22 protein-coding genes are annotated in these 26,997 nt (G+C 39.2%); 8 read left to right on the top strand and 14 right to left on the bottom strand.

Annotated elements, in window-relative coordinates; genetic code table 11:
- Positions 1-21: 21 nt before the first annotated feature.
- Complete coding sequence (locus tag C9J38_RS02965; RefSeq protein ID WP_107205798.1) at positions 22-1,236, bottom strand: ROK family protein; 1,215 nt, start codon at positions 1,234-1,236, stop codon at positions 22-24.
- Between the two features lie 275 nt (positions 1,237-1,511).
- Between C9J38_RS02965 and queE the strand changes: the two genes are divergently transcribed.
- The 5 genes from queE to C9J38_RS02940 all read left to right on the top strand — a co-directional run bounded on the left by queE (position 1,512) and on the right by C9J38_RS02940 (position 8,302).
- Entirely contained in the window at positions 1,512-2,180 is a 669-nt protein-coding gene (gene queE / locus C9J38_RS02960; RefSeq protein ID WP_107205797.1) for a 7-carboxy-7-deazaguanine synthase QueE, read from the top strand.
- A gap of 274 nt (positions 2,181-2,454) precedes the next feature.
- A complete protein-coding gene (gene asnS, locus C9J38_RS02955; RefSeq protein ID WP_107205796.1) occupies positions 2,455-3,855 on the top strand; it encodes an asparagine--tRNA ligase in 1,401 nt (466 codons plus the stop codon).
- A 990-nt stretch (positions 3,856-4,845) separates the two neighbouring features.
- Positions 4,846-6,147, top strand: a complete 1,302-nt coding sequence (locus tag C9J38_RS02950; RefSeq protein ID WP_107205795.1) for a GGDEF domain-containing protein — start codon at positions 4,846-4,848, stop codon at positions 6,145-6,147.
- Between the two features lie 102 nt (positions 6,148-6,249).
- Complete coding sequence (locus tag C9J38_RS02945) at positions 6,250-7,005, top strand: enoyl-CoA hydratase-related protein (RefSeq protein WP_107205794.1); 756 nt, start codon at positions 6,250-6,252, stop codon at positions 7,003-7,005.
- Between the two features lie 106 nt (positions 7,006-7,111).
- Positions 7,112-8,302, top strand: coding sequence for an amino acid aminotransferase (locus C9J38_RS02940; protein WP_107205793.1), 1,191 nt, complete (start codon positions 7,112-7,114; stop codon positions 8,300-8,302).
- 108 nt (positions 8,303-8,410) lie between these two features.
- On the opposite strand, the gene C9J38_RS02935 is transcribed toward C9J38_RS02940, so the two are convergent.
- Both C9J38_RS02935 and C9J38_RS02930 read right to left on the bottom strand, forming a co-directional pair.
- The gene (locus tag C9J38_RS02935) at positions 8,411-8,716 is read right to left on the bottom strand and encodes a hypothetical protein (protein ID WP_107205792.1); all 306 of its coding nucleotides are present in this window, start codon (positions 8,714-8,716) and stop codon (positions 8,411-8,413) included.
- 275 nt (positions 8,717-8,991) lie between these two features.
- Positions 8,992-9,402: a MarR family transcriptional regulator gene (locus tag C9J38_RS02930; RefSeq protein WP_107205791.1), complete on the bottom strand. Its 411-nt coding sequence runs from the start codon at positions 9,400-9,402 to the stop codon at positions 8,992-8,994.
- Positions 9,403-9,698: 296 nt separating this feature from the next.
- On the opposite strand from C9J38_RS02930, the gene C9J38_RS02925 reads away from it, so the two are divergent.
- Positions 9,699-10,370 (top strand): DUF2982 domain-containing protein, encoded by a 672-nt coding sequence (locus C9J38_RS02925; RefSeq protein ID WP_107205790.1) that lies wholly within the window; start codon positions 9,699-9,701, stop codon positions 10,368-10,370.
- On the opposite strand, the gene C9J38_RS02920 is transcribed toward C9J38_RS02925, so the two are convergent.
- The 11 genes from C9J38_RS02920 to C9J38_RS02865 all read right to left on the bottom strand — a co-directional run bounded on the left by C9J38_RS02920 (position 10,357) and on the right by C9J38_RS02865 (position 24,186).
- Complete coding sequence (locus C9J38_RS02920; RefSeq protein WP_107205789.1) at positions 10,357-11,649, bottom strand: MFS transporter; 1,293 nt, start codon at positions 11,647-11,649, stop codon at positions 10,357-10,359. The two genes, C9J38_RS02925 and C9J38_RS02920, sit on opposite strands and share 14 nt — an antisense overlap.
- A 29-nt stretch (positions 11,650-11,678) precedes the next feature.
- Entirely contained in the window at positions 11,679-13,250 is a 1,572-nt protein-coding gene (uhpB, locus tag C9J38_RS02915) for a signal transduction histidine-protein kinase/phosphatase UhpB (protein WP_107205788.1), read from the bottom strand.
- Positions 13,250-13,858 carry a transcriptional regulator UhpA gene (gene uhpA / locus C9J38_RS02910; RefSeq protein ID WP_107205932.1) on the bottom strand — a complete coding sequence of 203 codons (609 nt, stop codon included), beginning with the start codon at positions 13,856-13,858 and terminating at the stop codon, positions 13,250-13,252. Before uhpA ends, uhpB begins: the two co-directional genes overlap by 1 nt.
- A gap of 160 nt (positions 13,859-14,018) precedes the next feature.
- On the bottom strand, positions 14,019-15,413 hold the full coding sequence (gene uhpT, locus C9J38_RS02905; RefSeq protein WP_107205787.1) for a hexose-6-phosphate:phosphate antiporter: 1,395 nt from the start codon (positions 15,411-15,413) through the stop codon (positions 14,019-14,021).
- A 349-nt stretch (positions 15,414-15,762) separates the two neighbouring features.
- A complete protein-coding gene (locus C9J38_RS02895; RefSeq protein ID WP_107205785.1) occupies positions 15,763-16,416 on the bottom strand; it encodes an MBL fold metallo-hydrolase in 654 nt (217 codons plus the stop codon).
- An 86-nt stretch (positions 16,417-16,502) separates the two neighbouring features.
- Positions 16,503-17,051, bottom strand: a complete 549-nt coding sequence (locus C9J38_RS02890; protein ID WP_199188045.1) for a YcbK family protein — start codon at positions 17,049-17,051, stop codon at positions 16,503-16,505.
- A 173-nt stretch (positions 17,052-17,224) separates the two neighbouring features.
- A complete protein-coding gene (locus C9J38_RS02885; RefSeq protein WP_107205783.1) occupies positions 17,225-18,964 on the bottom strand; it encodes a murein L,D-transpeptidase in 1,740 nt (579 codons plus the stop codon).
- 211 nt (positions 18,965-19,175) lie between these two features.
- A complete protein-coding gene (locus tag C9J38_RS02880; RefSeq protein WP_199195405.1) occupies positions 19,176-20,297 on the bottom strand; it encodes a DUF1513 domain-containing protein in 1,122 nt (373 codons plus the stop codon).
- A complete protein-coding gene (locus tag C9J38_RS02875) occupies positions 20,278-21,387 on the bottom strand; it encodes an imelysin family protein (RefSeq protein WP_107205782.1) in 1,110 nt (369 codons plus the stop codon). Before C9J38_RS02875 ends, C9J38_RS02880 begins: the two co-directional genes overlap by 20 nt.
- A gap of 16 nt (positions 21,388-21,403) precedes the next feature.
- A complete protein-coding gene (locus C9J38_RS02870) occupies positions 21,404-22,837 on the bottom strand; it encodes a di-heme oxidoredictase family protein (protein ID WP_107205781.1) in 1,434 nt (477 codons plus the stop codon).
- A gap of 95 nt (positions 22,838-22,932) precedes the next feature.
- The gene (locus C9J38_RS02865; RefSeq protein ID WP_107205780.1) at positions 22,933-24,186 is read right to left on the bottom strand and encodes an imelysin family protein; all 1,254 of its coding nucleotides are present in this window, start codon (positions 24,184-24,186) and stop codon (positions 22,933-22,935) included.
- A gap of 310 nt (positions 24,187-24,496) precedes the next feature.
- Here C9J38_RS02865 and C9J38_RS02860 point away from each other — a divergent pair, with 310 nt between their 5' ends.
- The gene (locus C9J38_RS02860; protein ID WP_005367205.1) at positions 24,497-25,000 is read left to right on the top strand and encodes a MarR family winged helix-turn-helix transcriptional regulator; all 504 of its coding nucleotides are present in this window, start codon (positions 24,497-24,499) and stop codon (positions 24,998-25,000) included.
- Between the two features lie 1,085 nt (positions 25,001-26,085).
- A complete protein-coding gene (gene cyoA / locus C9J38_RS02855; RefSeq protein ID WP_107205779.1) occupies positions 26,086-26,973 on the top strand; it encodes a ubiquinol oxidase subunit II in 888 nt (295 codons plus the stop codon).
- Positions 26,974-26,997 lie beyond the last annotated feature (24 nt).

Genomic DNA, 26,997 nt, shown 5'->3' with positions numbered 1-26,997 from the left:
AATCAGTTAAATCAAATATAATTAACCGTCGACGAGTTTCATCAATAAATGTCCATCGTACAACGCTTGTTTAACCAAAGCCGCTCCCGGCATCGTCGCTTGAGTGTAAAAACAGCTTTCTTCTATTTCTAAGCCATCGAAATAAACAGGTAAGGTTTGCGAGCTAATACGATCCATAATCGCAGGATAGAGTACCGATTTAGCACGATTAAACTCCCCACCAATCAAAATGCGCTGAGGGTTAAATAGGTTAACCATTATCGCAATGGCTTGCCCTAAATTATGACCTAACTCCACAATAATTTGTCGCGCTAAACTGTCACCTTCTACTGCCGCATCACATACTGATTCAATCGTTAAAGGCATATGATTCAGCATAGATTCATGTCCTGCTTTAAGCTGCGTTTTCACTTGTTCTAAAATGGCCTGTAAACTCGCAACGGTTTCTAAGCAGCCATGATTACCGCAAAAACAACGTTTGCCAAACGGCTTAATTTGAATATGCCCAAGCTCACCCACGTTACCGGTTTTCCCTTGCAGCACATTATCATCAAGGACAATCCCCGCCCCCACACCATGATGAATAGAAATCAAAATGGAGTTTGCAATACCACGAGAATTACCGAACAATTTTTCTGCTAAAGCCCATGAACGTGTGTCATTACCGATAAAAACAGGCAATCCAGTTTCATTGTGAATAATTTCACCCAAGGGTAAATTAGACACATTATAATGTGGCATCTGTAATACCATACCTTCACTGGAATTAACTAACCCCGGTAATGACACCGCAATCGCTGTCATTCTGTCTAGTTCGCTAACATGATTGGCAAAGAAAATGTTTATTTCAGCTAATAACTTTTTAACCACATCTTCTTGATGCAGTTGCTCAATATCTTGACGTTCTTCTACTAGAATTTCGCCGCCAAGTGCATGTAAAGCAATAGTAAGATAACCACGACCTAAACGAATAGATAAAAATTGCCACCCTTCATTGGCAGGAACTAGCCCAATAGCAGGTCGTCCACGGCTGCTCGGTTCTTGAAATTGCGTTTCTTTAATTAAATGCGCATCAATTAATTCACGGGTGATCTTAGTAATACTTGCGGGGGCAAGTTGACTGCGTTTAGACAATTCAATGCGCGAGATCGGCCCATACAAATCAATTAGTTTATATACGCTGCCGGCATTATTTCTTTTTATATGATCGATATGGCCTGGCTGAGCGACGTACATGTCGATACTCCTGAGAAAAATCAGCTTAAAAACCTTCGGAAACTAATTTTTTTACTTTGCGAAGTAATTGTGAAGCCTCTTATCGTCAGTACGTGACAAGTATCACTATCAACGACTAAAGACATTGAGTTTCGCTTCTGCGATAATGAAAAAAAGGCTTTTTTGCCTACTCTTTTTTTTAATTAGCGGATTTATTTCACGCAGTAACTTTTCTAATAATGATCATGTTTCATTGACACTAGAATGGTTATAGACGTGAAAATAAGAGGTTCAACGTGTACAAAATTAACGAAGTATTCGAAACAATTCAGGGTGAAGGTGTATTTACTGGCGTGCCTGCAATTTTTGTTCGATTACAAGTCTGCCCTGTTGGCTGCTCATGGTGTGACACCAAACAAACTTGGACAGCAGAGCCACAAGATTTAGTTAGCTTAGAGCAGATCATGGCTAAAACTGGGGACTCACCACTTTGGACTAATCTTGACGCTAATGGTGTAGTGCAATTATTACAAGATCAAAAATATACGGCTAAACATGTTGTTATTACAGGCGGTGAACCTTGTATTTACGATCTTCGTCCTTTAACTCATGCACTAGAAGATGCTGGCTTTAATTGTCAGATCGAAACCAGTGGCACATCTGAAATTCAAACCAGTGATAATACTTGGGTAACGGTATCGCCAAAAATTAACATGAAAGCAAAGTTGCCCGTTTTAGCTTCTTCCCTCGCGCGCGCTAACGAGATCAAGCACCCTGTCGGCACTAGCAAAGACATTGAACAACTTGATGCGCTCATTGATGGCGTGACGCTAAAACCTGATGTCACGATTGCGCTTCAACCTATCAGTCAAAAGCCACGTGCAACAGAACTATGTATTGAAACATGTATTCAACGTAACTGGCGTTTATCGATCCAAACACACAAATATCTAGCCATCGCTTAATCGCTCTGTACTTTGCTTGATTTATAAAACATTTATCAAAAAACCGCTTCGCTTTAATGTTTTACAACGCTAAAGCGAAGCGGTTTCTTGCAAATGACCGATAATTAACCAACTATCACCTCAAATTGCCTATTTCTTTCATCAATTTATCATTTGATTGATATCAATACTTGATGCTTGTCGTAAGAAAGGTAATATTGCTAATACATAAATATCTTTAAGCACGAGATACTTTAATTCCAAAGTCAGTGCCTAAACGGAGAATGATTTAAACATGACTTACGCGCCTGTAACAGACGTATTAAGCGGCAAACTAGCGGTAGACAGTGAAGTTACTGTTCGCGGTTGGGTTCGCTCACGTCGTGATTCCAAAGCTGGGATCTCTTTCCTTGCCATTTATGACGGCTCTTGTTTCGACCCGATTCAGGCCGTGGTCCCTAATGAGTTAAATAATTACCAGGATGAAGTACTTAAGCTTACAACTGGTTGCTCTGTTGAGGTTACCGGTACAATCGTAGCATCTCCTGCTAAAGGTCAAGATTTTGAACTAGCAGCAACCAACGTGAAAGTCGTTGGTTGGGTTGAAGATGCAGATTCTTACCCAATGGCTAAAACTCGTCACTCAATTGAGTACTTACGTGAAGTTGCACATCTTCGTCCACGTACTAACGTGATCGGCGCTGTTGCACGTGTTCGTAACTGTCTATCTCAAGCGATCCACCGTTTCTACCACGAGCAAGGCTTCTTCTGGATGTCTGCACCACTTATCACAGCATCTGACTGTGAAGGTGCCGGTGAAATGTTCCGTGTATCTACGCTAGACATGGCTAACATTCCAATGACTGATAAAGGCGAAGTAGACTTTGACAAAGATTTCTTTGGTAAAGAAACTTTCCTAACAGTCTCTGGTCAGCTAAATGCTGAAGCATATGCGTGTGCACTAAGCAAGGTTTACACTTTCGGCCCAACATTCCGTGCTGAAAACTCAAACACAAGCCGCCACCTAGCTGAGTTCTGGATGGTTGAGCCTGAAGTTGCATTCGCAGAACTTGACGATGTAGCTAAACTTGCTGAAGACATGCTGAAGTACGTATTCAAAGCGGTACTTGAAGAGCGTCGTGACGACCTTGAGTTCTTTGCTCAACGTATCGACAAAGACGCAATTTCTCGCCTAGAGAAGTTCGTAACATCTGACTTTGCACAAGTTGATTACACTGATGCAATTAAGATCCTTCAAGACTCTGGCCGTAAATTCGAGTTCGATGTTGAGTGGGGCATTGATATGTCTTCTGAGCACGAGCGTTACCTTGCAGAAGAACACTTCCAAGCACCTGTAATTGTTAAGAACTACCCGAAAGACATCAAAGCATTCTACATGCGTTTGAATGACGACGGTAAGACAGTAGCAGCGATGGACGTATTGGCACCTGGCATTGGTGAAATCATCGGTGGTTCTCAACGTGAAGAGCGCCTAGACATTCTAGATGCACGTATGATTGAGATGGGTCTAGATCCTGAGCACATGGGTTGGTACCGCGACCTACGTCGTTACGGTAGTGTTCCACACGCTGGTTTCGGTCTAGGCTTTGAGCGTCTAGTCTCTTACGTAACTGGTATGGGTAACGTACGTGACGTGATCCCATTCCCACGTACTCCACGCTCTGCAAACTTCTAATCGTATTTAGTTTAGAATTGCAAAACGCAAAAAGGCTGCCCTATTGGCAGCCTTTCTTTTATCATCCATTTTGAAGAAATCTGATTAACAATGACATTAAACGACGTTAATCATTAAAGTCTAGGTTGTTAAACGGCACAGGTTTTGAGTAATAATACTCTTAAATCTTCTTATCAAGAGATATAATAGGTTGATAATATGAAATAAATTCATTATTTTCACACCCTAATCCTAATAACTTTTTAATCCCAGCTAAGAATGAAATAGTCAATAATACCCGCTGCGATCAAGCACAATAATAAGAAATATATTAACCAGTAATAATAAATATTTCTCTGGTTTAATTTGTCTTTTAAATAACGATTAACGACAACCAGTCCATTCAAATGATCTAAATCAGAACAGATTATGAACCAACTTGTGGGTGTAAAACTATCATCATATTCAGAATGAAAAGATAAACACTTATTACAAAAATGATTGGAAAGTCAATGAGTCCGTTCGAAGTGCTTAGTTTATCCGCTCCTATTTTTACACCAATATAGCGGATATCATGACTATCATATTCTAACACTCTTAATTGTATTTGAGCGGCTTTGCTACACGTTGATATTTTTCGATTTATTGTCTTTCTAACCAATAATCTGTATCTAATTTTTTGCCATAATCTTTTATATCAGAAACAATAGTCGAATAGGTAATAAGGTAAGATAACCAAGATGCAGTTATCTTTTCGAATCCATAACTCATGAAAATAAGAATAGCAGTCAGCTGTCTTGATATTTTTACAATAGGATTAAAAACACCGCTATGACCTTACTCAAAACCCATAAATGTGCTTTAATTGCATCTAATATGAATAAAAAAAATTCGATAGATTTTACTTGTTGATACAATAAAATATCCTCATCAAAGAGATGGCAAATATGATTGAATTTATACTTTTAAGATATAAAATCCCATCCTTCATTTCTTGTATTGATATTGCAAATGTTTGGTAAGTTGACAAATAAAAACAAAAGTTTAATCAGTAGCCTTAAACTTTTCTCTCTTTTATTCATAGGAATATCAGGTGGATATTTCGCTTACAACGCCTATCATTTAGACGAATTTCATGAGCAATATTTTGAAAAAATTAATTCTATTTACTCTGTAAGTCGACGTTTTAGTTCATATTACAACAATACAAGCACCACCTTTATCCCAAAAGGGTTACACGATTACAATGACGTTGACGTTTGGGTAAAAAAACCTTCAGATGTGAAATTATTATCAACAGGAATAAACCGTCTTCGCTCTCAACTCGATGAGCTTACAGATAATAACATCTGGACGATTGCTGTTTTTGAAAATCCTGCTGACTATGTCCATTTTGATCCCGCTAGACCCCTTTATTTAGAACTTTATAAAAATAATCATGACAACGATATAATAAAGCGAATTATTAAACGAGAGGGTCTTGGTGAAACTTACCGCTATTTTTATGGCTGTAATTTAAAATTGACTGAAAGGTATGTAGAAGAAGGATCTAACCAAAATATCAGATCATTATACTACCCTATCTACAATAATCGTAAGTTAGATGCATTGCTGGCTATTGATATAAAAAGTAACTTACTTCATGAAGCACTTAAAAGTTACAATAACGAATTCAAAACGGTGCTTTATGAAAACCCAGCAAAGCATGGCTATAACATAAAAGAACTATTACCTTGTGCTAGCCAAGATCCCTTTTATGTAGGTGTAAACTTATTGGCTATTTTAAAAGTATCGCTTACGCCTGCATTATTTTTAACCTTCATGATTCAGCTATTACGTTCAAGATTGAAAAGAAGAAAATTTTCGTTACAACGCGATCTTATGACGCATTTCTATCGACGTGATTACTATGAGAAAAAGCTTCTTTCTCAAAAAAGCTTCTATTTGTTAATTATTGATATTGATAACTTTAAGTCTATAAATGATACCTATGGTCATGAAATGGGCGATGAAGTAATACGTACTGTCGCGGAAAGAGTTAATCAATGTATCCGCCAAAGTGATATCGCTATACGTTGGGGCGGGGAAGAATTTATTTTAAGCTTCCCGGTTATGACAAAAGAGCAATTAGAGCTGAAGGCAGAAGAAATACGACATATTATTCAGGTATACCCAATCCATGGGATTGATGTCACAATTTCAATTGGGGGTACGGTGTCGGACACATTATCATTTACTGAAGCATATAAAGTCAGTGATGATGCGTTATATCAGTCAAAACATAACGGCCGTAATCAATCAACGATTATTTAATGACGTTATTGCTGACGACTGCTTACTTTTGATACTAAATTAGCAAATAATGACTGTTATATGCCATCCTTGATAGATCACTCATTGTTCAAGGATGGCAACATGATCACTTCATCTTTATCAAATCATATTCTTACGCTCTCTATTGACCGCCCTTCCGCAAAAAATGCACTTAGCCTTGCTATGTATCAAGATCTTGCTCAACAGTTAGAACGAGCAAAAAATGATGATATATCCGTCGTTATTATTACAGGCAATGCTAATATTTTTTGCAGTGGTAATGATATTGAAGATTTTATTCAGTTAGCACAGGCAGATAGCACTCAAACACAAAAAAATAGAGCGATTATTGAACGCTTTATGTTCGCTATGATTGACTGTCCTGTGCCTATTATTGCTGCGGTTTCTGGTGCTGCTATTGGAATAGGTATGACACTGTTACAACACTGTGACTTTATTTTTGCCACTCCTAATACAATCTTCACTCTTCCCTTTGTAAAGCTCGGATTATGCCCTGAATTTGGTTCAAGCTTATTATTACCGCAATTACTCGGCGAACGAAAAGCCAAAGCAATGTTACTGCTTGGCGAGGAAATGACAGTAGAAGAAGCGCTATCTCTTGGTTTTATCAATCAAATAACCATTCAACCTGAACAACACGCTGTGCACTGTGCTAATGCACTTATCGCTTTACCTAAAGAAGCATTGCAGCACACTAAAAAACTCCTATCTGACCATTCACGCCAACAGCTAATTGATTGTATTGACAAAGAGAATGACCTTATTTTTAAGCTGATTAAACGCTCAGAAGCAACCAGTGCATTGTCTCGATTTAAGGAAAAAAAAAGTCAGACTTAATTCATGAATAAAAATTATGACTAATTTGTTGCATTTTCTTGTAAAGGTTCTATGACAAAGGGTATAAATAGACATTACCATTTATTAACGCCACGGATGACCAAATATGTTTGAGAAAATTACAGCAGCTCCTGCTGACCCAATTTTAGGTTTAACAGAAGAATTCAAAGCAGATACACGCGCAACAAAAATTAATCTAGGCGTTGGTATTTATAAAGATGAAACAGGTAATACGCCTGTCCTTGCCACAGTAAAAAAAGCAGAAGCTATTTTACTTGAAAAAGAAACAACAAAGTCATATTTAAGCATTCCTGGTACGCCTGAATACGGCCTAGCGGTTCAAGAGCTACTTTTTGGTAACGATGCAACAATCATCACTGAAAAACGCGCACAAACCGCTCAAGCACCTGGTGGTACTGGTGCATTACGTGTTGCCGCTGAATTTATTAAGCGTCAATTGGGTGATGTAAAAGTATGGATCAGTAATCCTACTTGGGCTAACCACCATGGTGTCTTTGGCGCTGCTGGTCTTGAAACACAGCAATACTCTTACTATAACGCTGAAACAAGTGATATTGACTTTGACGCGGCTATTGCTGATTTAAGCCAGGCTAGCGAAGGCGATATTGTTCTTCTGCATGGTTGCTGTCATAACCCAACGGGTATTGATCCAACAACAGAACAATGGCAAGTGTTAGCAAAACTCTGCATTGAGAAAAAACTACTACCAATGTTTGATTTTGCTTATCAAGGCTTTGCACGCGGTGTAGAAGAAGATGCGCAAGGTTTACGCATCTTTGCAGATCAACTGCCAGAATTACTGGTAGCAAGTTCATTCTCTAAGAACTTTGGTTTATACAATGAACGTGTAGGTGCATTTACACTTGTTGGTAAAACTGCAGAGCAAGCAGCCACAGCATTTAGCCAAGTGAAATCTATCGCACGTGTTATTTATTCTAACCCACCTGCTCACGGTGCTGCGATTGTTACAACCATCCTAAACAATGCTGAGCTGCGTGCAGAATGGGAACAAGAAGTTGCTGATATGCGTGATCGTATCCAAGAAATGCGTACGCTATTTGTAGCAACATTAAAAGAGTTAGGTGTCACTAACGACTTTAGCTTCATTGAACGCCAAAACGGTATGTTCTCGTTCTCTGGTTTATCAAAAGACCAAGTTACACAACTTAAAAATGATTTTGCTATTTATATTGTTGGTTCAGGCCGTATTAGTGTTGCGGGTATGACAAAAGATAATATGATGCCTTTATGTAAAGGTATTGCTGCCGTCTTATAATATAAAAGATGAGCAATAAAAGAGGACATTATGTCCTCTTTTTTATTTCCTACCGTAACAGCTATATGTCTTTTTTATGCAAGTTTGACTAATTTAAACAACATAAAATTAGCCAGATTTATTTAATGGTAATACATTACAATATAAATCTCGCTCGTAATTTCTATTTAGTTGTTCCTTCCAAGGCCTTTTTGCAATAGGAACAAGATAGAACATTTCACGTGTAGTATCAGTTACAAAAGCCATATTATGGCGCATCACTTCATAGTGAATATCATGAACAAACCCTAACGAGAAACTTTGTCTACCCGTTAATATATTTATATCTTCCCGCGTTAAAGAAACGCCTTGATTATCTTCAGCAAAACGATCAATCAACCAATCTGAAAATTCTCTCGCACTTATCATTGTCATAGATCATTAACTCCAAATGCTTCGAGCTCCTTGAAATTAACATCCAAATAAACGCTATATAAAACGTAAGCTAATAAATATTAAATGTAATCTAATAAATTATGGATATTAATTCATTATTATATTTATAGCATTAAAATAATTATTATTATAAATAATCGGAACGATGCATAAATAATAAAGTAGAACTTAATATTAGCAGAAGAAAATATTTTAGAGGGGATATAAATAAGAATAAAAACCCCCGCTTCTTAAAAAGAAGCGGGATTGGCTGATTAAAGTGCTTTGTATAAAACTTTGTTGCCAGCCAATTGGATGCGCTCAACTAACCCTTCTTCGGTCAATTTTTTTAACGCACCTGTAGCCCAAGAAGCCGCTTTCGCATCTTCCTGGCCAGCTTCTAAGCCAATGCCTTTAGGGTTTAAACCTTCAGCATTTTTCACAACAATATCTAACACTTGTTGCTGCTTAGGAGTTAATGATACTGCCGTTGTTGCTTTAGCAGGTGTCGGTTTAACTTCTTTTTTTGCTTCTACAGCTTTTGCCGCTGGTGCAGCTTTCACTGTTTCAACACTTGGTGCTTGTTTAGCTGCTTTTTTAGGCGCTGCTTTGGTCGCTAATTCAGCAAAAACAGGCGTCTGTTTTTGAAGTTTTAGCTGTACTTTACGTTTGTGAGAGATTCTCATTAAATTTCCTACTCCGTTGCACTACTTTCAGTCACCACTATGCCAGCGGGAAAAAGTAAGCGCGTTTTATATCAAGTATGTCAGAGAAATGCCAGCAAACGACGACATATCAACCGATAAATATGATTTTAAGCAAAAAATTCCTTCTATATTCTTCATATATACTTAATAAGTACAAAACATGTAGGCATCTATCATGAACATGCCGTTGATGTGCAATATTTTGAGTAATCAAAACGATCGCTACGCATTTCCATAACGTAAGATAAATTGATGATTTGATTTGGAGTAAAACAATGGAAACCTATCATGTAAAGTCAGCCCCTATTACCCCTAATGTAATGCTGTTTGTTTTTTGTTTTACAGCGTCGATTAGTGCTAGCTGCCTTACCTTTTTTATTCCTAATATGACACTGCAAACAACCATTTTTACCACTATTATTATTGGGGTTAGTGCCGTTATCGTTATTCGTTACATCTGTGACTCAAAATATCTGTTCACACTTACATTCATGCATTGCCAATATCATAGTCGTTACGGTGGTTGGTCAACCACTTGGAATAATATATCTCAATTAGGTAAAGCTGAAATAAACCACCAAGGCTGGCAACAGCCTGTTCCTTGGATCGGTATTAAACTCAACGATTATGATGATTTTATTAACAGCATCAGTCCTCGATTGGCCGCACGCATTATTATTGAGCAGCGTATTTTATTAGTTATGGCCATTAAAAATAGTGACGTTGCGAATAACACAATAGAAGATGTGTTATTTGATGATGAACCTTACCAAACGCCAAATGGTCATGTCTTTAAAGGCTTAAGAGCGATGCTAGCACACCGTATGAAATATAATCGTGAGTTCTTAGGCTTTGATTTCTTCATCTCTGAAGACACATTAGATAGGCCAATTAATGATTTTATTGGCCTATTAAGGCGTTATAAAGCGGCCGCTATACGCCAATAGCGTCGCCATGTTGCGCTCTTAAAAATGGTAATAACAATAACCCTATCGCAGCAGCCGCTACAGAAATAACGACAAAGAATCCCATCCAATGGTAATGCTGCATAATTATCGCTAATGGGTAACCCGCAAGTGCTGCGCCCATATAGGCAAATAGCCCTACAAATCCGGTTGCAGCACCGACAGAGTCTTTATGTGAACACTCAGCCGCCGCCATCCCAATAAGCATTTGAGGGCCAAATACAAAAAAGCCAATCGTAAATAAACACACCGCCTGTAAAACAAAGCTCGAGATTGGAATTAACCACAGCGCGGCGACAGACAAAAAGATACCGATTGAAAACAATAAGATCATCGGCCCGCGATTGCCTGAGAATATTTTATCCGATCCCCACCCAGCCACCAGCGAGCCTAAAAAACCACCAATTTCAAATAATGACAACGCGCTATTAGCCGTGATCAAGCTATAATCATATTGTTCGGTAAGGTATAAATTACCCCAGTCGTTAATCGCGGTCCGAACGATATAGACCAGAATATAGCTAAGGCTTAATAGCCAAATATATTTATTATTCAGTACATAACGAAACAGGATCTGCTTTTGCGATAAGCCCTTGCCTGTATTTTCATGGGCAATTTCTAAGTGATCTTTGCGCCAGTGTCCAATACTCGGTAATCCCATTGACGTCGGTTTATCGCGTAAACGCCAACAAAGAAATAAACCGATAACCACAGCAATGATGCCAGGAATATAGAAACTGTAACGCCAGCCAAAATGGAGCACAGTGAAACCAACAATAATGGGGATCATTGCGCCCCCCATATTATGTGCAGTATTCCAGATAGACCACCACCTGCCACGCTCAGAGCGTGAATACCACGTTGTTAATAACTTGGAACAGGCAGGCCATCCCCAGCCCTGAAACCATGCATTTAATATCCATAATATGCTGAGCGCGACAATCGAACTAGATAAGCCAAATAGAATATTAATTACACCGGTCGCAATCAGCCCAATACCCATAAAGTAACGAGGATTAGAACGATCACTAACAATCCCAGAGATGAATTTCGAGCAGCCGTAAGTGATATAAAATAATGTGCCCATTAGGCCAATATCGGCTTTATCCCACCCCAAATCAGTAATAATTGCAGGCATGGCATAACTGAAGTTTTTACGGGTTAAATAAAAGGCAGCATAACCAATATACATACTCACCATAATGTGAATACGCCAATAACGATAACGTTGAGCCGTGTCTTGAGTCGCGTCTATATTCATAATTCTATTATCGTCTAAAGGTTCTAAACCTATGAGAGAGAGCTAAGCTGTGGCAGTACAACACGAATGTTAGTCCCAGCTAAAGGCGGATGGTCATAGTACATCTGTAATTCAGCTTTTGGCTGAGTATGACTGGTAATAACACACTGACCGCCTAATGCTTCAATACGCTCTTTCATCCCACGTAAACCAAAGCCTTTCAATGTATCACTGGTTTTAAAACCCACGCCGTTATCTTCTATTTCCATCGTGATATTGTCATCAACCGACAATGTGATCAGCACTTCCGTTGCCTTTGCATATTTTGCAATATTATTAAGTGCTTCTTGTGCGACACGAAACAGCGTGATTTGCAGCATATCTGACATCACATCATCAATACCTTTTGGATAAGACATTGCGACATCAATCTCTTGTGCTTCAAAGTGTAAATCTCTGATCACTTGTTCAATCGCTGCTTTTAAGCCTAAATCATCCAGTGTTTTTGGTCGTAATTGCGACAATAAGCCTTTTGTTGTGTCATAAATATTTAGCGATAATTGCTCTATCGAAGAGGCACAAGATTCACCAGCCTGTGATGTTTCGACACGTTTTAAAATACTGGCTTGAGTGCGTATTGCGGTAATATTTTGTCCAATTTCGTCATGTAATTCTCGCGCGATATTTTGTCTTACAGACTCTTCAGCCGTAACCAACTGACGTGATAAGGAATAATTGCGTTTTAATTGTTTCGACAGTTTTTTATTTAAATCTCGCTGATGTTGGATCCCAATCCCCAGCAAGATCCCGGTGATACTTTGTGCTGATAACGACAACAACAAATCAACGGTTTCAATTGAACTCACTTCACTACGAACGGCAATTAAAGCAATACTATTAAGTAAGGTGCCCAGTAATGCCCCTTCCCAACCATAACGAAACGCTAATACGATAATCGGAATTGCCAAACAAAATGGCGCAAACAAACTCAATTGCTCAGGTAAATGCACCTGCAATAAGATGTTGGCAATGAATAATAGGCAGAAAAAGAACAGATGCTGGCTACGAAATTCAACCGGACGAGAAACCACATCGACAGTTAATGGTATCCACTCCTTTTGAAACAAATAATTCCAAATCAAATAACAGCTCGGTACCAACATTAAGCCGCTCGTCATACTAATAAGGAAAATAAAACCGAGTCGGCGAGTATTGAAAAGGTCAAACAAGTGCACCCCATTCAATACCAGCATATTGATCAGTGCTAACGTTGTTATCGCAATCGCCATAACAGTAAGTAAACGCCACTGCACACCTTTATAGTAACGCCGCGCAAGTAAGGTAACAGGTATCGATAAGACACTGGCAATAAATAAAGCCAGCCAACTATATTGCGGCAAAGATAATGCCAGTAACAGTAACCCGCACCATTCCGCGCTATAAATCGCAAGCCAATACTTTTTAGAGCTATGAAGAGTTAAACCAAGCCTAAGTGCAAAAGGAAAAAACACCGTTGCGAGAATAGGATCCATAATGAAGTAATATGAAATACCCCATAAGCAGAACCAACTACAGCAAACAAATAACCAAACACAAAGTGATGTTAGGCTAAAGCTACGCACTAGATAACATCCCCGCTAAAGAACTTAGCAAGCTCAACGTTATTTTTTACGTCCAATTTATCCATCGCATTAGCACGGTGAACATGTACCGTTTTATGGCTTAAACCCAATTTTACCGCGACGGCTTTAACATCAAGCCCTGTTGCGAGTAATTCACTAATTTGATGCTCACGTTTCGTCAATGTTCCTAATGCTTGTTTATTACAATTAGGTGAGACTAAATTAATCGCGATATCAGGAGTTAAATAACAACCGCCTTGCGCTGCTGTTCTCACTGCTTGAACTAATTCATCAGGGCTACAACGTTTACTTAAAAAACCTTTAGCGCCGAAACTTAATGCTTTTTCTACTACCGTTGCAGAGTCATGAACACTCAGCATAATACTGGCAATACCTGATGGAAGATCTTCAAGTAACGTTAAACCACTTTCGTTAGGCATAGAAATATCTAAAATACATACCGTAGCATCTAAACCAGGTAAACCTACTCGCGCTTCTGCAGCAGAGCTGAACTGTCCAACAACCTCCATATCAGGCTCTAAAGCTAATAGCTGAGCAAAGCCAGAACGCACAATAACGTGGTCATCAACCAAAGCAATTTTGATCATTACCTGAATACCTATAGAGAAAAACGCCATAAACTACCCTTTCATATTACTGTGAGCAAGTGCTTTACTTGAGATTTATTCCCTATTGGCATTCATAAATACATGGATACAAAAAAGCGCTTTGGTGATCAAAGCGCTTTTCTAAAACATTAGCTGCTAATTAGTTAGTTGCTAATTGCTGGTTTTCTTTCTTTTCACGGTAAATCTTACGCTCTTCAAGGACAGCAACAATTGCCATGATCACACAACAAATGACTGCAGCCGTATCTAGCGCAACGAATGTACCCGCCCATCCTGTTTGACCGAAAATAGGCGTACCATCAGCGATCATACCTAAACCTAATTTCGCAAAGCTATCACCGATTAGGTAAGCAAACGTACCTTTAATACCATCGGCAACCGCGATACCTTGCTTAGGAACAAAGCCAACTGCCGCAACACCAATAAGAAGCTGTGGACCAAAGACTAAGAAACCAAGTGCAAATAATGATGCTCTGTAAGCAAAAATTGTATCCGCATGTTGGTAGAAACCTAATGTTGCAATCACACCAATAAGCGCAATACACGCAACTAAGCCACGACGACCATTGATTAAGTCAGAGAAGAAACCCCATAAACATGTGCCGATCAATGCGCCCGTTTCGAACATGGTGAAACCAGAAATAGCGGTTTCTTTATCAAAGCCAAGTATTTCGTAACCGTATACCGTTGACCACTGGTCGATACCAATGCGTACCACGTAAAGAAATACATTAGCAAAACATAGTAGCCAAATAACCTTGTTGTACAGCACATAGGTTTTGAAGATTTCCAGCTTGCTCATCTGGTTTTCGTTAACCGCTTTATCTTCTTCAGAAATTGGCTCTTCAAATAGCTCCTCTGCGGTACCTAAACCATAAGATTCAGGGCTGTCGTTACCCATGCTAAAACCAATTAACGCAACAACAATTGCAATAATTGACGGTACGATAAACATACCCGCAACATTACCATTAAAGAAGTAGTTTGCACCAAATAGTGCAACACCTGCGGCACCCGCACCACCGATGTTGTGCGAAATATTCCACATACCAAGGAACGTACCGCGGTTCTTTTTACTGGTCCATTTTGAAATAGTGGAGTACGAGTTAGAGCCACCCACACTTTGGAATAAACCCGATAATGCATACAGGCCAATCATCATGTAAAACGAGCCCATTGATGGCCCCATGACTAAACCAAAGCCCAGCATACATAAACCAGACAATAATAAGCCCAATGGCAAAATATTTTTCGAGTTTTTACCATCACACCAGTAGTTTAATGCTGTTTTACCGATGCCATAAGTAATAGAGAAACCAAGACCAATGGTACCTAGTTGCGTCATACTCATACCGTAATCAGAGATCAGGTCGTTTTGCGCAATATTGAAATTCTTACGGATGAAATACATTACCATGTAGCTAACAAATACTACGAGGTATGAACGTAAGAATGGCGCAAGCCACATTTTCTTACGAACAGCTAAAGGTAAATCAAGCGTTGGTTTTCTTACCTGTGTAAGCAGTTTTAACATGTGAAATCCTCAGATAGTCACTGAAAAATCGATGCTATGGATGTTTTTATGATCAATACGCCCAATCGGAGTACTGTTATTACCATTAACATTCACAGTGCAGGGATCACCATCATTCAAAAACGTGTGATTAAATTGGGATATACCAATAAAAATGGATAGATGATCATTGCCAAGGATTTTATCGATGCCTAACCGTTGAGGCATGAGAAGGCGACCTAAAATAACTAGGAATAATTCCTAATTCAGGTGAAATTGACGTAAAAATGTGACGGAGCGCAAACTGAAGATATGTAGCAAATAGAAGAAAGTGAGGCTAGCGCCTCACTTTATAGAATAGAAAATCGCATTAATATAATGGCATTTCATCAGCAACAAATGGGTTTGTTGCTCGCTCATGACCAAATGTCGATAATGGACCATGACCCGGTACAAAAGTCACATCATCACCTAATGGCCACAGCTTAGTTTTAATCGCGTTGATCAATGTTGGATGATCACCACGAGGAAAATCAGTTCGACCAATTCCCCCTTTAAATAGCACATCGCCAACAAATGCAACATTAGCGTCATTACTAAATAAAATCACATGTCCAGGTGTATGTCCTGGGGTATGGAGAACTTGCAAAGTTTGATTACCGACATGAATTTCATCACCATCGTTTAACCATTGCGTTGGCTCAAATGCTTCCGTCATCGGAAAGCCAAACATTTCACTTTGACGCGGTAGGCCTTGTAGCCAAAACTCATCATCTTTATGTGGGCCAATAACCGGCACATTTAAAGACTGAGATAAAGGCGCTGTACCTCCAACATGATCAAGGTGACCATGGGTTAAAATAAGTTGAGTAACCGTTAACCCTAGTTCGTCAACCACCTTGGTTAATTGTTCAATGTCACCACCAGGATCAACAATCGCCGCTTGGTTTGTTTCATCACACCAAATAATTGAGCAATTTTGCTGAAACGGTGTAACAGGAACAATTTGATACTTAAGACTCATACTCGCTTAACATCCTAGCCATAAACATAAGCCGAAAGAATGCCACGATTATTTATAAAAATATAGCGACGATTTATAGCATCTAATTAACCGCGCCAGTTACGTACCGGACCTGTGTCAATATGCACAAACTGGCTTCCAGGGTAATAACCCACACCACCAATTTTCAGATCCATTGCCGCTTGGCGAACTTTTGATAATGGAACACCTTCAAGGTTAAAATCGATAGCTTGTGCCTTCATGTGATAACTCTTTTTCGCCACGCCACCGCTGCGTTTTGCCAACATTTTGTTGGTTTTTGGCGAACGATAGCCCGAAATAAGTTGAGCATAACCTTCATGGCCTAAATATGTCTGAATTTGTGAGATTGCATCATATAAACGACGATCAATGCGAGCCACTTCATTTTGCCTAAAATCACGACACAGATGATCAATTTGTCTTACCGCAGAGCCGACATACGTTTTCCCATTAAAATACTTTGTTTCTAACTCTTCACCTGTATGAAGATTACGAATCAATAGATCACGAGGATCGGAAGCTTTAAATGGGCTGGCAATTGCTATATTAGGTAATAAACAAGAACCGACAACCGCTCCGCCGAGAGCAAGGAATTTACGGCGATTAATATTAATTTCTGACATACCAACTCATGATAAAAAAACGTGCTATTTATTGGAATAATGCAAGGCGTATACCACCCGCTTTTTCCAGCACGATATCCATCATTAATAAAGTAGTCAAAGAGCCATGTCACATATTTTTAATGGCGAAAGAACTACTATTTATTTTCATGGGGTTATCTAGTTCAGTAATTGTAAGCAGAAATTAACGAACTATTATTTCCTTGATCGCGGTCATACTGATATATGTCACTACGATAATTCACTAAGCCTAACTCATCGACCCACGCAGTCTGATAAATTAAATCTACAGGTACATTTTTACTATCACCTAACACTATCGTGCGCGTTTTTTTACTTTCAGATAAATGATTAAAACGTTCTTCACTACTTCCTGAATATTCTAATAGTATCTTTGCTAAATTTTTTGCCTGTTCAACTCGAATACAACCAGAACTTAATGCACGGTCATGCTTTTCAAATAAAAATCGCGAAGCGGTATCATGTAAATAAATAGCTTGGCTATTCGGGAAATTAAATTTAAATACTCCTAATGCGTTTTTCTTTCCTGGCTTTTGTCTTAAACGATAGGGAAAACGATTCGGTGATAACAAATTATATGGAATTGAATTAATAGCTATTTTTTGTGCATTCTCCCATCCTTTTAGCACTTCATAATTATTGCTAGACAAGTAATTTCGATTTATTCTCACCTTCGGCATAATATCTTTTTTCATAATAGAATGTGGGACATTCCAATAGGGATTAAAGACAACCGATTGAATATCAGAATCAATCATAGGCGTTTGTCTTGATGGGCGTCCAACAATGACTTTACTTCCCAGTACCCTTTCACCGCCAAGCCATAAGTCCATATGATAACTGGGAATATTCACCACAATGCCAGTGTCTGGCTTGACCGACCATAATCGCATACGTTGTGCATTTAGTGCCAATAGCCGAATACGCTCTTTGATATTTAATGCTAACCATTGTTGGGTGTGGGCGCCTATTACGCCATCACTCTTTAAACCGTGTCGCTGTTGAAAACGCTTTACTGCGAGCAAAACAGGGCCTGTTAAATATTTTCTTTTTTGAGTACGTACTTTCTTCGCTTCTAATGCCGTCATATCGCCTAATGTTTCCAGCACAGTGACAACACCCTCAATATTGTTAACATACTGTCCTGGGTGAATATTGCCTTTAAATAAAAAGACAGGCCATCGAGTATCTTTTATCTCGTTAAGTTTATTTAACGCAGTAACAAGCTCTGTATATTCATTATCGAATGGTTTTAACCTAGCAATAAAGTTACGTAAACGTTGTTGTTCATGGCTTGTTAATAATTTGTCTATAAACCCATCAGAAGGTAATGGCAGTATTGTGGGAGGTATATCACCAAATAACCATAAGTTTCCTTTTTTCTGTACCGCTTCAATAAAACCCATATATGCAAATAATGTATCAGTTGCCAACACATCGTAATAGCGCCAATCATCACTCTTTCGATAACGTTTTAAATTATGATAACGACGGGTTAAATCAGGAGAAACTTTTGTTAATGACAATAAATAAAGTTGATCTTCAAATTCAGCCATAGCAATTTGATCTTGCCACACTTGACTATATCCAATCGTAAAATACAACTCAGCCAATTTATCAAGATACTGAATACCTTGTACATTATTAGCAATATCTGTTTTCCAGCCTTTCGCTATTTGATATTGCTGACTAACGGTATGATTATTGCTAAATATTTCTTCACCTGATGAATGTATTAATTCAGACGTAATAATTTGCTTATCTTTTATTACAAGCGTTTTATTTTCTGTTGTAGAGTGAGATGATAAGTCGGATGAAGCAGCAAGATTAATAGAAAATAAGCATAATACAGAGGTGAAATACCAATACTTACAAATAGTCATAGAAGTCCCCAAGCACTACTTCGCTATTACTAATAATAGTATTTAGAGAATTAAATGTAGACGCAATTTAGTTAAAGTGAAATATATCTACAAGAATAGAAAGGAAACGGGGAATTATTAGCAATAATGTTTGCATATTGCAAAAAACAATGCTGTTTCTTAATAATAAGAAGAAACAGCATTTAAGTTTTAACCGTAGAAAATACTGTGATTAGACAGCAGACAGTGCCCAATGGTTATCCCACATAATCGCACTTTGTTTTGACGTCTTTTTAAAATGGGTATCAATACTGAGTATTTTCCCTGCGCCTGAGCCAACAACCCAATGGTTATCTAGCATTGCAACGCCAGAAGCATCAACCAAAGGCTTCACCTCAACTAACTCTCGCGTTGATTGATCCCAAATACCGTAACAATTCCCTCTTGGTGAGGTTGCTAATAAATAGCCATCAATCGAACCAATACTGGCAATGTAATGATTAAACCTCAACCATTGTTCATCTTCCGCCAATAAAGAGTGCAATGCCTGACCCCGTTGATGCGTTGCCACCAGCGGTGCGGCCTGTTCAGGCTCACCACGATACTGTTGACCGCAAGCTATACCGCCATTATCCATTAAGCTAAGGTGGCGAATACTAAGACGCTTATCTGCAAGTTCAGCTTGATCAACAATCTCACCTCGGTGCTTATCTACATACACTAATGCAGGCTGCATTGAATCAAGGTTTAACGGTGTTCTTCCTTGGGTATGCACCCCTCCAACCCCCACCGCTAAGGTATTATTATCAGCCCAAATCACCTCATGAGGACCAATACCAAAATCGCTAAACTCAGCCACTTTAGGTAAACCTTGCCTAACCTCATAGACCCCAATAATACCGCGACTGGTTGCGGATTCTCCTTCCGTTGTATACAAATACTGACCATCATCAGAAAAAACACCGTGGCCGTAAAAGTAACGATTAGGATCTGCTGCTCGTAAGCCCCACTCTGTACCTGATTTATGATCAAACACTTGAACATATTGCCCAGGACGGCGAGAAAACACCGCGGTTAATGAGCCATTACGTTGCAACGCAATACCATGACCTCGTGCAGGTAGCATAATTTTCAGCAGTGGATTTCCTGATAAATCAGCCACAATAGCTGCAAATTTCCCTGCTGCGGTTCGACTACAACCAATCAGTTTGGGCTGACTGTGTGATTGTACTGAAACACCATGTCTCGCGCTGGCATCACAGCCTGTTAACGACATAAACGGTAAAGCACTCGCTGATGAAAGCGCATAACGTAATAATTTACGCCTCGATAAATTAGTCGCCATCGGTTGCATTAAACCCCATCACAATACCTAGCTCTGCCGCAACATCATCGTGTAACGCTAACTGAATATATTCCAGCCCATTAAACACATTAATTAATTCACGGTATCCAGCTTTTGTTTTGAGTAATGCTCCCATGCTCTTTTCTTGAGGCCAATCGGCTAACAACAGTTCAAAGCGCTGATTAATACGATTTGCGGTGATCTCATGTCCTTCATTAATCAATAAAGCATGTAGACCTTTACCATTGGCTAAATATAACTGGTGTAATGCTTCAACACTCGCTTTTAAACTCACCATTGATGTTTGTGAACGCCACGCTTCCGCTTGATAGGGTTTTGGCTTACCCGGTTTACCCATTGGACGCGTCAGTTTTTTAAGGGTGTAATCAAGCTGGTTATTGAGTGCGCCTAAATATTCACCCAAGGCTAATGGCGGTGGTAATGTTTGCCATGGGTTATGTTTCCACTCTGAGACTAAAGCTGAAGCGGTTTGTACCATATGCCCTGTTATTGCATCGGCTAACTGACAATAATTAGCCTGAGATAACTGCTTTTGCTCTTGAAATAAAAACCACTCAGCAGCACCTAAACCTTGCACAACCACACTTTGATCAGCAATGTCTTGGCTACTAAATGTTTTTTCTGACTGTAATAACTGTTTAAGCTTTCTACCTGTGGTGTTCTTTTTGTCAGGCCAAAATTGCACTTGCCAGCTTAACGCTAAAGCTTCTTCACTGCCTTTTTCTCGGCCTTGTAATGCCATCCAGTTTTGCATGGTTGTTAACCATGCCTCTTGCGCCGCTTTTACAGATGCATCACTGTACTGAGTACAAATATGATTCACACTAGCATGCAGTAAACGGGTCGATTGCTGATACTTTGTTGCGGCATCCAATGACAGTTCATAAACAGGCGTAAGATTAAAACCTAACGTCTCCGTAGGTTTTACATTTTCAATCAGTGGCGTTGATTTAGGCTCTGATTGTGAAACGTCAGTACTATCATCAGTACTATCGTCACTACAGCCTGTGGTCATAATACTTAACGCCACTGTACAAACGGTAAGAATAATCTGAGATTGGCTTGTATACTTCTTCATTACAATACCGCTCCTTTTACAGTGAATTTAAAAACGCGACTAATGCTTGGCGATCAGATAACGGCAGTTGCAACACTTTATCGCGGCTCATTTGTGCTTCACCGCCATGCCATAACACCGCTTCCATAACTGTTCTAGCACGCCCATCATGTAAAAAGTTAGTGTGTCCGTTCACTTCCTCGGTATAACCTAATCCCCATAACGGCGGTGTTCGCCATTCTTGCCCATTCGCTAAAAACTCCGGACGATTATCTGCTAACCCTTCACCCATATCGTGTAGCAATAAATCGGTGTAAGGGTTGATAGTTTGTTCAGATAACGCTGGAAGATCAGGGACAGTAGCCGTTTTAATATTCGTGCGGTGACAACTTTCACAGCCAATATCAGCAAACAACTTTTCGCCTTTCATAACTTGAGGATCAGTAATATTTCGACGCGCAGGTACCGCTAAATGCTGCGAATAAAATTCAACAAACTTGAGCACTTTGTCTGTGACTTCATGTTTTCCGCCATTAGGCAGTTCTTGGCAAATTGACTGTTTATCGCTACAGTTTTCTTGTTCAAATAACGCACTGGTTAAGCCTAAATCACCATTAAACGCAGCAGCATTTTGTTGCATTAAAGTGGGTTGCCCCGCTTTCCAACCAAAGCGTCCAATCACCGTTTTATTCGCTTGCACATCCCACACTTGGTTTAATTTTCCGCTTACGCCTCTGCCTTCATCGGCTTGTGCAGTAACAAAAGACTTCAATGTCGCCTCTGGGATATGCTCCAACAAACCCAATCCGATCATTGGTGGCGCAATACGTGCAGATAACATTACATCTTCCACCATTGGGCCATAATTGAGATCCGTAATAGTTAAATTAGGCTTACGTAGGGTTATCACCTCACCGTCAGAAAACGTCACAGGTACATCAGTGTAGGTTAATGCTATTTGCCCTTCTGGTTTAGCTTCAGGCAAGGCAAAATCTTGTAATTGGCCGCCATAAGTCGGCTCTGGAATTGTGCCAGTTTTAATCAACTGTTTTTTCTGGGCATCTGTTAGTGCTGGAATACTTAAACGCACCAGCATAGAGACAGCATTAATATCGCCTTTTTCAGGTGGATGACCGCGCCCATCCTTAATGTGGCAATTCTGACAACCGTTGGTATTAAATAACGGCCCTAAACCATCACGGGCATCGGTTGTTGCAGGGGCTTGTACCCAAGGATTACGAAAAAAACTGTTACCAACACTGAAATCTAATCGCTTAGACATTGGCAAATTACTTGAAGGCAAAGAAAAGGCATTGGCACCTGTTTTTGGCGTGGTGGTATCACCGCCAGATTTAATTTTTGCCAGTTGCTCTTGGGTATACTTTGGTTTTGTATCAGGAAGAGATGATTCTGCCGACGCGATAACAGGCAGTAACCCTAACGACATCAATATCGTTGCTAAATACTTCATACTCACACTCATAGATTCTTATTATTAAAATACGAATAAAGTCGCCCTAACTGCTGGCGACTTATTCTTTATATTTTTGTTGAGCAGTAAGTCGTTTAGAACTGATGATCTGCTGTATCAGGATTTAGGTTACTTACCCCAATAATACTTGCCGCTTTTTCAATTTCAGCCGTTTGCTGCACTAACGCCATAATAGATTTATTCACCAACGCATGGCCGGCTTTATTATCTGTAGCAATAAGTTGATCAAAGTGTTGGTTATCTTTTTCAGCTGAATCAACCAGTGTTTGGAGTTGAGCGCGAGTTTTATCAAATTCAGCTTTAATTTCAGCCGCGGCTTTCTTATCTTTCGCTGCCACTAGGTCATTAATACTTGGACCTGTTAACACTTCACCATTAGTACGGGTGTAAGTACCCGTGTAAACGTTATAGATACCTTGCTCATTGTAGTAATGCGAGTTATGGGTGTTATCTGAAAAACAATCGTGCTCGTCTTCCGTTGAATTGGCTTCTAATGCCACCTTCATACGCTCACCAGCAAGCTCACCTAATGAAAGAGAGCCCATACCAAATAGCATTTTACGCAAACCGTTATCTGCTGATTCTGCTAGTAGTTCACTACGGTAGTTCTTCGCATCTGTTGCTGACCACTGCTTTTCCATCCATTGCAGATCGTTAATCAACAGTTGAGAAGAAGCCGTTAAATAATCAGCACGGCGATCACAGTTACCGTTAGTACACGCTTCGCCTTTTACAAAATCTGTAAATTTACGATCGCCAGCGCCACTCTTAGTACCGTTAAGATCTTGTCCCCATAATAAGAACTCAATCGCGTGATAACCAGAAGCCACATTTGCTTCAGAACCGCCTAATTCATTTAACCCAGCAATCAATTCAGGCGTGATCTTAGTAACATCAATCTCTTTATTACCCACATTCAGGGTTTTGCTTGCTACGATATTCGCTTTTGCACCTTCATTACCAAGCTCGTGTTGGTAATCATTCGCTACGTAGTCAATTAAACCTTCATCTAACGGCCATGCATTTAATTGTCCTTCCCAATCATCAACAATACCGTTGCCAAAACGGAATACTTCAGATTGTTGGTAAGGAACGCGAGAAGCTTTCCATGCGGTACGTGCTGCTGAAAGTGTTTTTTCAGAAGGATTAGCAACAAGAGCAGCAATCGCTTTATCTAAATCTTTTGCGGTCGTTAATGCATCACTATAAACACTGTGTGCAAGATCAGCATAATGCGTCACCACCTCTTGCTTGGTTGCCGCTAGTGTCACGGTAGGCAACGTAAAAATCGCTGCTGCAATCAGAGTGTGAGTCAATGTTTTGTTCATTAAAGCGCCTTCCTTGTTAGAGCGTTTCTTAATAAAATCAAGAATAGAAATCTAATTGATAATTGTTATTATTTACAATAATATCAGATTGGTAACATTTTGAAACACATCAGCCGCATTTAATGATAATAATTTGCATTTAATTTTTTAAAAAAACCATAACTCGAACAGATATAACGATTATCTCGATGTTTTTCACGTATAATCTTTGCTATAGCTAGCGTAATCATACATATTGCAACATTGAGATTTATTACCGCAGTGATAAATCTCAACACGTAATATGCCGCTGTAAGATTTGGAGATTTACATGGACAAGCACGAAGAAGTTCTGATTGCTCTTCGACAAATTATTCGCGCTATCGATCTGCATTCAAGAAAATTGAACAAAAACGCAGGATTGACAGGGCCTCAATTAGTTTTGATGCGAGCGATTAAAGCATCAGGTGAAGAAGTAACTATTCGTCAGCTTTCTAATAACACTAATATGAGCCAAGCAACGGCTACGACCATCCTTGATCGACTAGAAAAACGCGGTTTAGTGGTACGTCAGCGTAGCCAATTAGACAAGCGAAAAGTGCATGCTCACCTTACCGAAGATGGCTTAGCGCTACTTGAAAAAGCGCCATTGCCGTTACAAGATAGCTTTATTTCTCAATACCAAGAATTGGACGATTGGGAACAATCACTGTTACTGTCATCAGTACAGCGTATTTCAACCATGATGAATGCCGAGCACCTTGATGTCGCTCCTCTACTTGAAGTAGGTAGCATTACTCAGCAAGAAAAAACCAAAAGCGAATTAGAAGAATAACTCGCAGATATCATATTGATTTAAAATATAAAAACCGATCAACTGATCGGTTTTTTACTTTCTCTTACTTGGATGTTTTTACAGTGTTTGGAAACGTCCACCGTCCATCTATACTATCAGGTTAGCTTGATAGATCCGAACCATGAAAGCGGCATAATCACTCGCTAAATTTTCTCTGTTTAGCTCATAAACCACCACTAGCGAAACATACCGATCCTTCATTTCTAGGAGGGTATCTGTACTCCAGCAACAACATCAGAACACCCGCCATATAAAGTGTCTCTTGATTCATTCTAATCATTGATTGCGGTTCAATCGATGTTGGTGTGTCTTAACTGATACCCATGATTCACGCCTTTTACTCATTTCTGAATATCGATAAATTTTGCTGGATTCAACATTCGTTCTCAATTCTATCGTCATTGACAGTCCTAACCTATCTAAAGCTAAAGAGTGCAATCAGCCAATAATCAAGAAAAAAACATAGAAAGTTAAAACAAACTAACCCCCATCTTTAATGTTTCGATTTGGTAACAAAACTTAAATTAGCAATAAAAAAAATGAGATCTCAATCACCCAAGCGTTTTGGGTTAGAAAATCATAAAAACATCAGGAACAAAGTGACTCACAAAAATGATCCATATCGTACTTTAAAACATAAAATATTAAGAAAATCATAACCAAAGAGAATGCAAGCAAAATTCTTAAGTTACATAAAAGTCCCTATATTAGTCACTCGAATCATTAAGCTATGTATGTACACATTCATTAAAATTTGAACACAACACCATTGTTTTTTTGTACGAAATCAGTGAAAATTTGCAACGAACATCATCATTTTGCAACAAAATACAACATGTGTTTTACATTGCTTTCTTTTGCCATTAAATTGCAGTCATAAACCTTATGAACAAAAGAAGGAAATCAGACACGGTTAATATCTATAACGCATAACAAATTTCTAAATTTTGTTTACACGTTAAATAATTACAAATCAATAATAAATATTTGACAATTCTTTTAAAGCAGTCTTCTGATTTTCATTACTGGATTAAATGAAAGTAGTACAAGGTCAGGGAGGAAAAATGAAGATAACACGTAGCAGGAAAGTTGGGATAACGATCCTTGCAATATTATCAGTAGCACTTTTAACGTTTCTATTTACTAGCAGTAACATGGTTCTATTCGATTCAAAAGGTTCGATTGGCCAAGCCCAGTCTACACTGATCATTACATCAGTACTTTTGATGGCGATAATTATAGTCCCTGTTTTGCTGATGTCCGTGTATTTCCCTTATAAATACCGTCACAGTAATAAAGATGCGGAATACAAACCAAATTGGGAGCACTCCACAAAAATCGAAGTGATTGTGTGGGCCGTTCCTTGTTTAATCATTCTTGCGCTAGGTTGGATCACTTATCAAACCTCATATTCTCTCGACCCGCGTAAAGAGATTGCGTCTGAAGAAAAACCGTTGACTATCCAAGTTGTTGCAATGAACTGGAAATGGCTGTTTATCTACCCTGAACAGCAAATAGCAACGGTTAATGAAATCGCGCTTCCTGTAAACCGCCCAGTGAGATTCTTAGTTACATCTGATACCACGATGAATTCATTCTTCATCCCACAACTTGGTAGCCAGGTGTACGCGATGGCTGGGATGGAAAATAGACTTCACCTAATGGCAGAAGAAGAAGGCGTTTATCGTGGCATTTCTGCGAACTATAGCGGCTTTGGTTTTACCAACATGAAGTTCAAAGCACACGCTGTAGACAATGCCGACTTTGACCAATGGGTTCAAAAAGTAAAAACATCCGACAAAGTATTGAACGACAGTAGTTACGACGTACTGACAGCCAATGCTAAAGAGCAAATTAAAACAGCTCACCCTGTGACTTATTTTGCTTCTGTCGATCCTCTTCGATTCAAAGATATCATTGAAAAACACGCGGGAGTCCAAAATGGCTTATAAAGGCGATGTCTACGCCGATCCGGA

The organism is Photobacterium sp. GB-210, from assembly GCF_003026075.1.
GTDB lineage: Bacteria > Pseudomonadota > Gammaproteobacteria > Enterobacterales > Vibrionaceae > Photobacterium.
Note: the sequence above shows the minus strand (reverse complement) of the source record. Positions and strands in the feature narration are given on the sequence as shown.

Coding starts and splice junctions, on each gene's coding strand:
- C9J38_RS02930 (WP_107205791.1), bottom strand. CDS start 9,402: ATGAGAATCTCTCACAAACGTAAAGTACAGCTAAAACTTCAAAAACAG.
- C9J38_RS02925 (WP_107205790.1), top strand. CDS start 9,699: ATGGAAACCTATCATGTAAAGTCAGCCCCTATTACCCCTAATGTAATG.
- C9J38_RS02860 (WP_005367205.1), top strand. CDS start 24,497: ATGGACAAGCACGAAGAAGTTCTGATTGCTCTTCGACAAATTATTCGC.
- C9J38_RS02940 (WP_107205793.1), top strand. CDS start 7,112: ATGTTTGAGAAAATTACAGCAGCTCCTGCTGACCCAATTTTAGGTTTA.
- C9J38_RS02865 (WP_107205780.1), bottom strand. CDS start 24,186: ATGAACAAAACATTGACTCACACTCTGATTGCAGCAGCGATTTTTACG.
- C9J38_RS02875 (WP_107205782.1), bottom strand. CDS start 21,387: ATGAAGAAGTATACAAGCCAATCTCAGATTATTCTTACCGTTTGTACA.
- C9J38_RS02895 (WP_107205785.1), bottom strand. CDS start 16,416: ATGAGTCTTAAGTATCAAATTGTTCCTGTTACACCGTTTCAGCAAAAT.
- cyoA (WP_107205779.1), top strand. CDS start 26,086: ATGAAGATAACACGTAGCAGGAAAGTTGGGATAACGATCCTTGCAATA.
- C9J38_RS02885 (WP_107205783.1), bottom strand. CDS start 18,964: ATGACTATTTGTAAGTATTGGTATTTCACCTCTGTATTATGCTTATTT.
- asnS (WP_107205796.1), top strand. CDS start 2,455: ATGACTTACGCGCCTGTAACAGACGTATTAAGCGGCAAACTAGCGGTA.
- C9J38_RS02920 (WP_107205789.1), bottom strand. CDS start 11,649: ATGAATATAGACGCGACTCAAGACACGGCTCAACGTTATCGTTATTGG.
- C9J38_RS02965 (WP_107205798.1), bottom strand. CDS start 1,236: ATGTACGTCGCTCAGCCAGGCCATATCGATCATATAAAAAGAAATAAT.
- C9J38_RS02935 (WP_107205792.1), bottom strand. CDS start 8,716: ATGACAATGATAAGTGCGAGAGAATTTTCAGATTGGTTGATTGATCGT.
- C9J38_RS02950 (WP_107205795.1), top strand. CDS start 4,846: ATGTTTGGTAAGTTGACAAATAAAAACAAAAGTTTAATCAGTAGCCTT.
- C9J38_RS02945 (WP_107205794.1), top strand. CDS start 6,250: ATGATCACTTCATCTTTATCAAATCATATTCTTACGCTCTCTATTGAC.
- C9J38_RS02880 (WP_199195405.1), bottom strand. CDS start 20,297: ATGCAACCGATGGCGACTAATTTATCGAGGCGTAAATTATTACGTTAT.
- C9J38_RS02870 (WP_107205781.1), bottom strand. CDS start 22,837: ATGAAGTATTTAGCAACGATATTGATGTCGTTAGGGTTACTGCCTGTT.
- uhpT (WP_107205787.1), bottom strand. CDS start 15,413: ATGTTAAAACTGCTTACACAGGTAAGAAAACCAACGCTTGATTTACCT.
- uhpA (WP_107205932.1), bottom strand. CDS start 13,858: ATGATCAAAATTGCTTTGGTTGATGACCACGTTATTGTGCGTTCTGGC.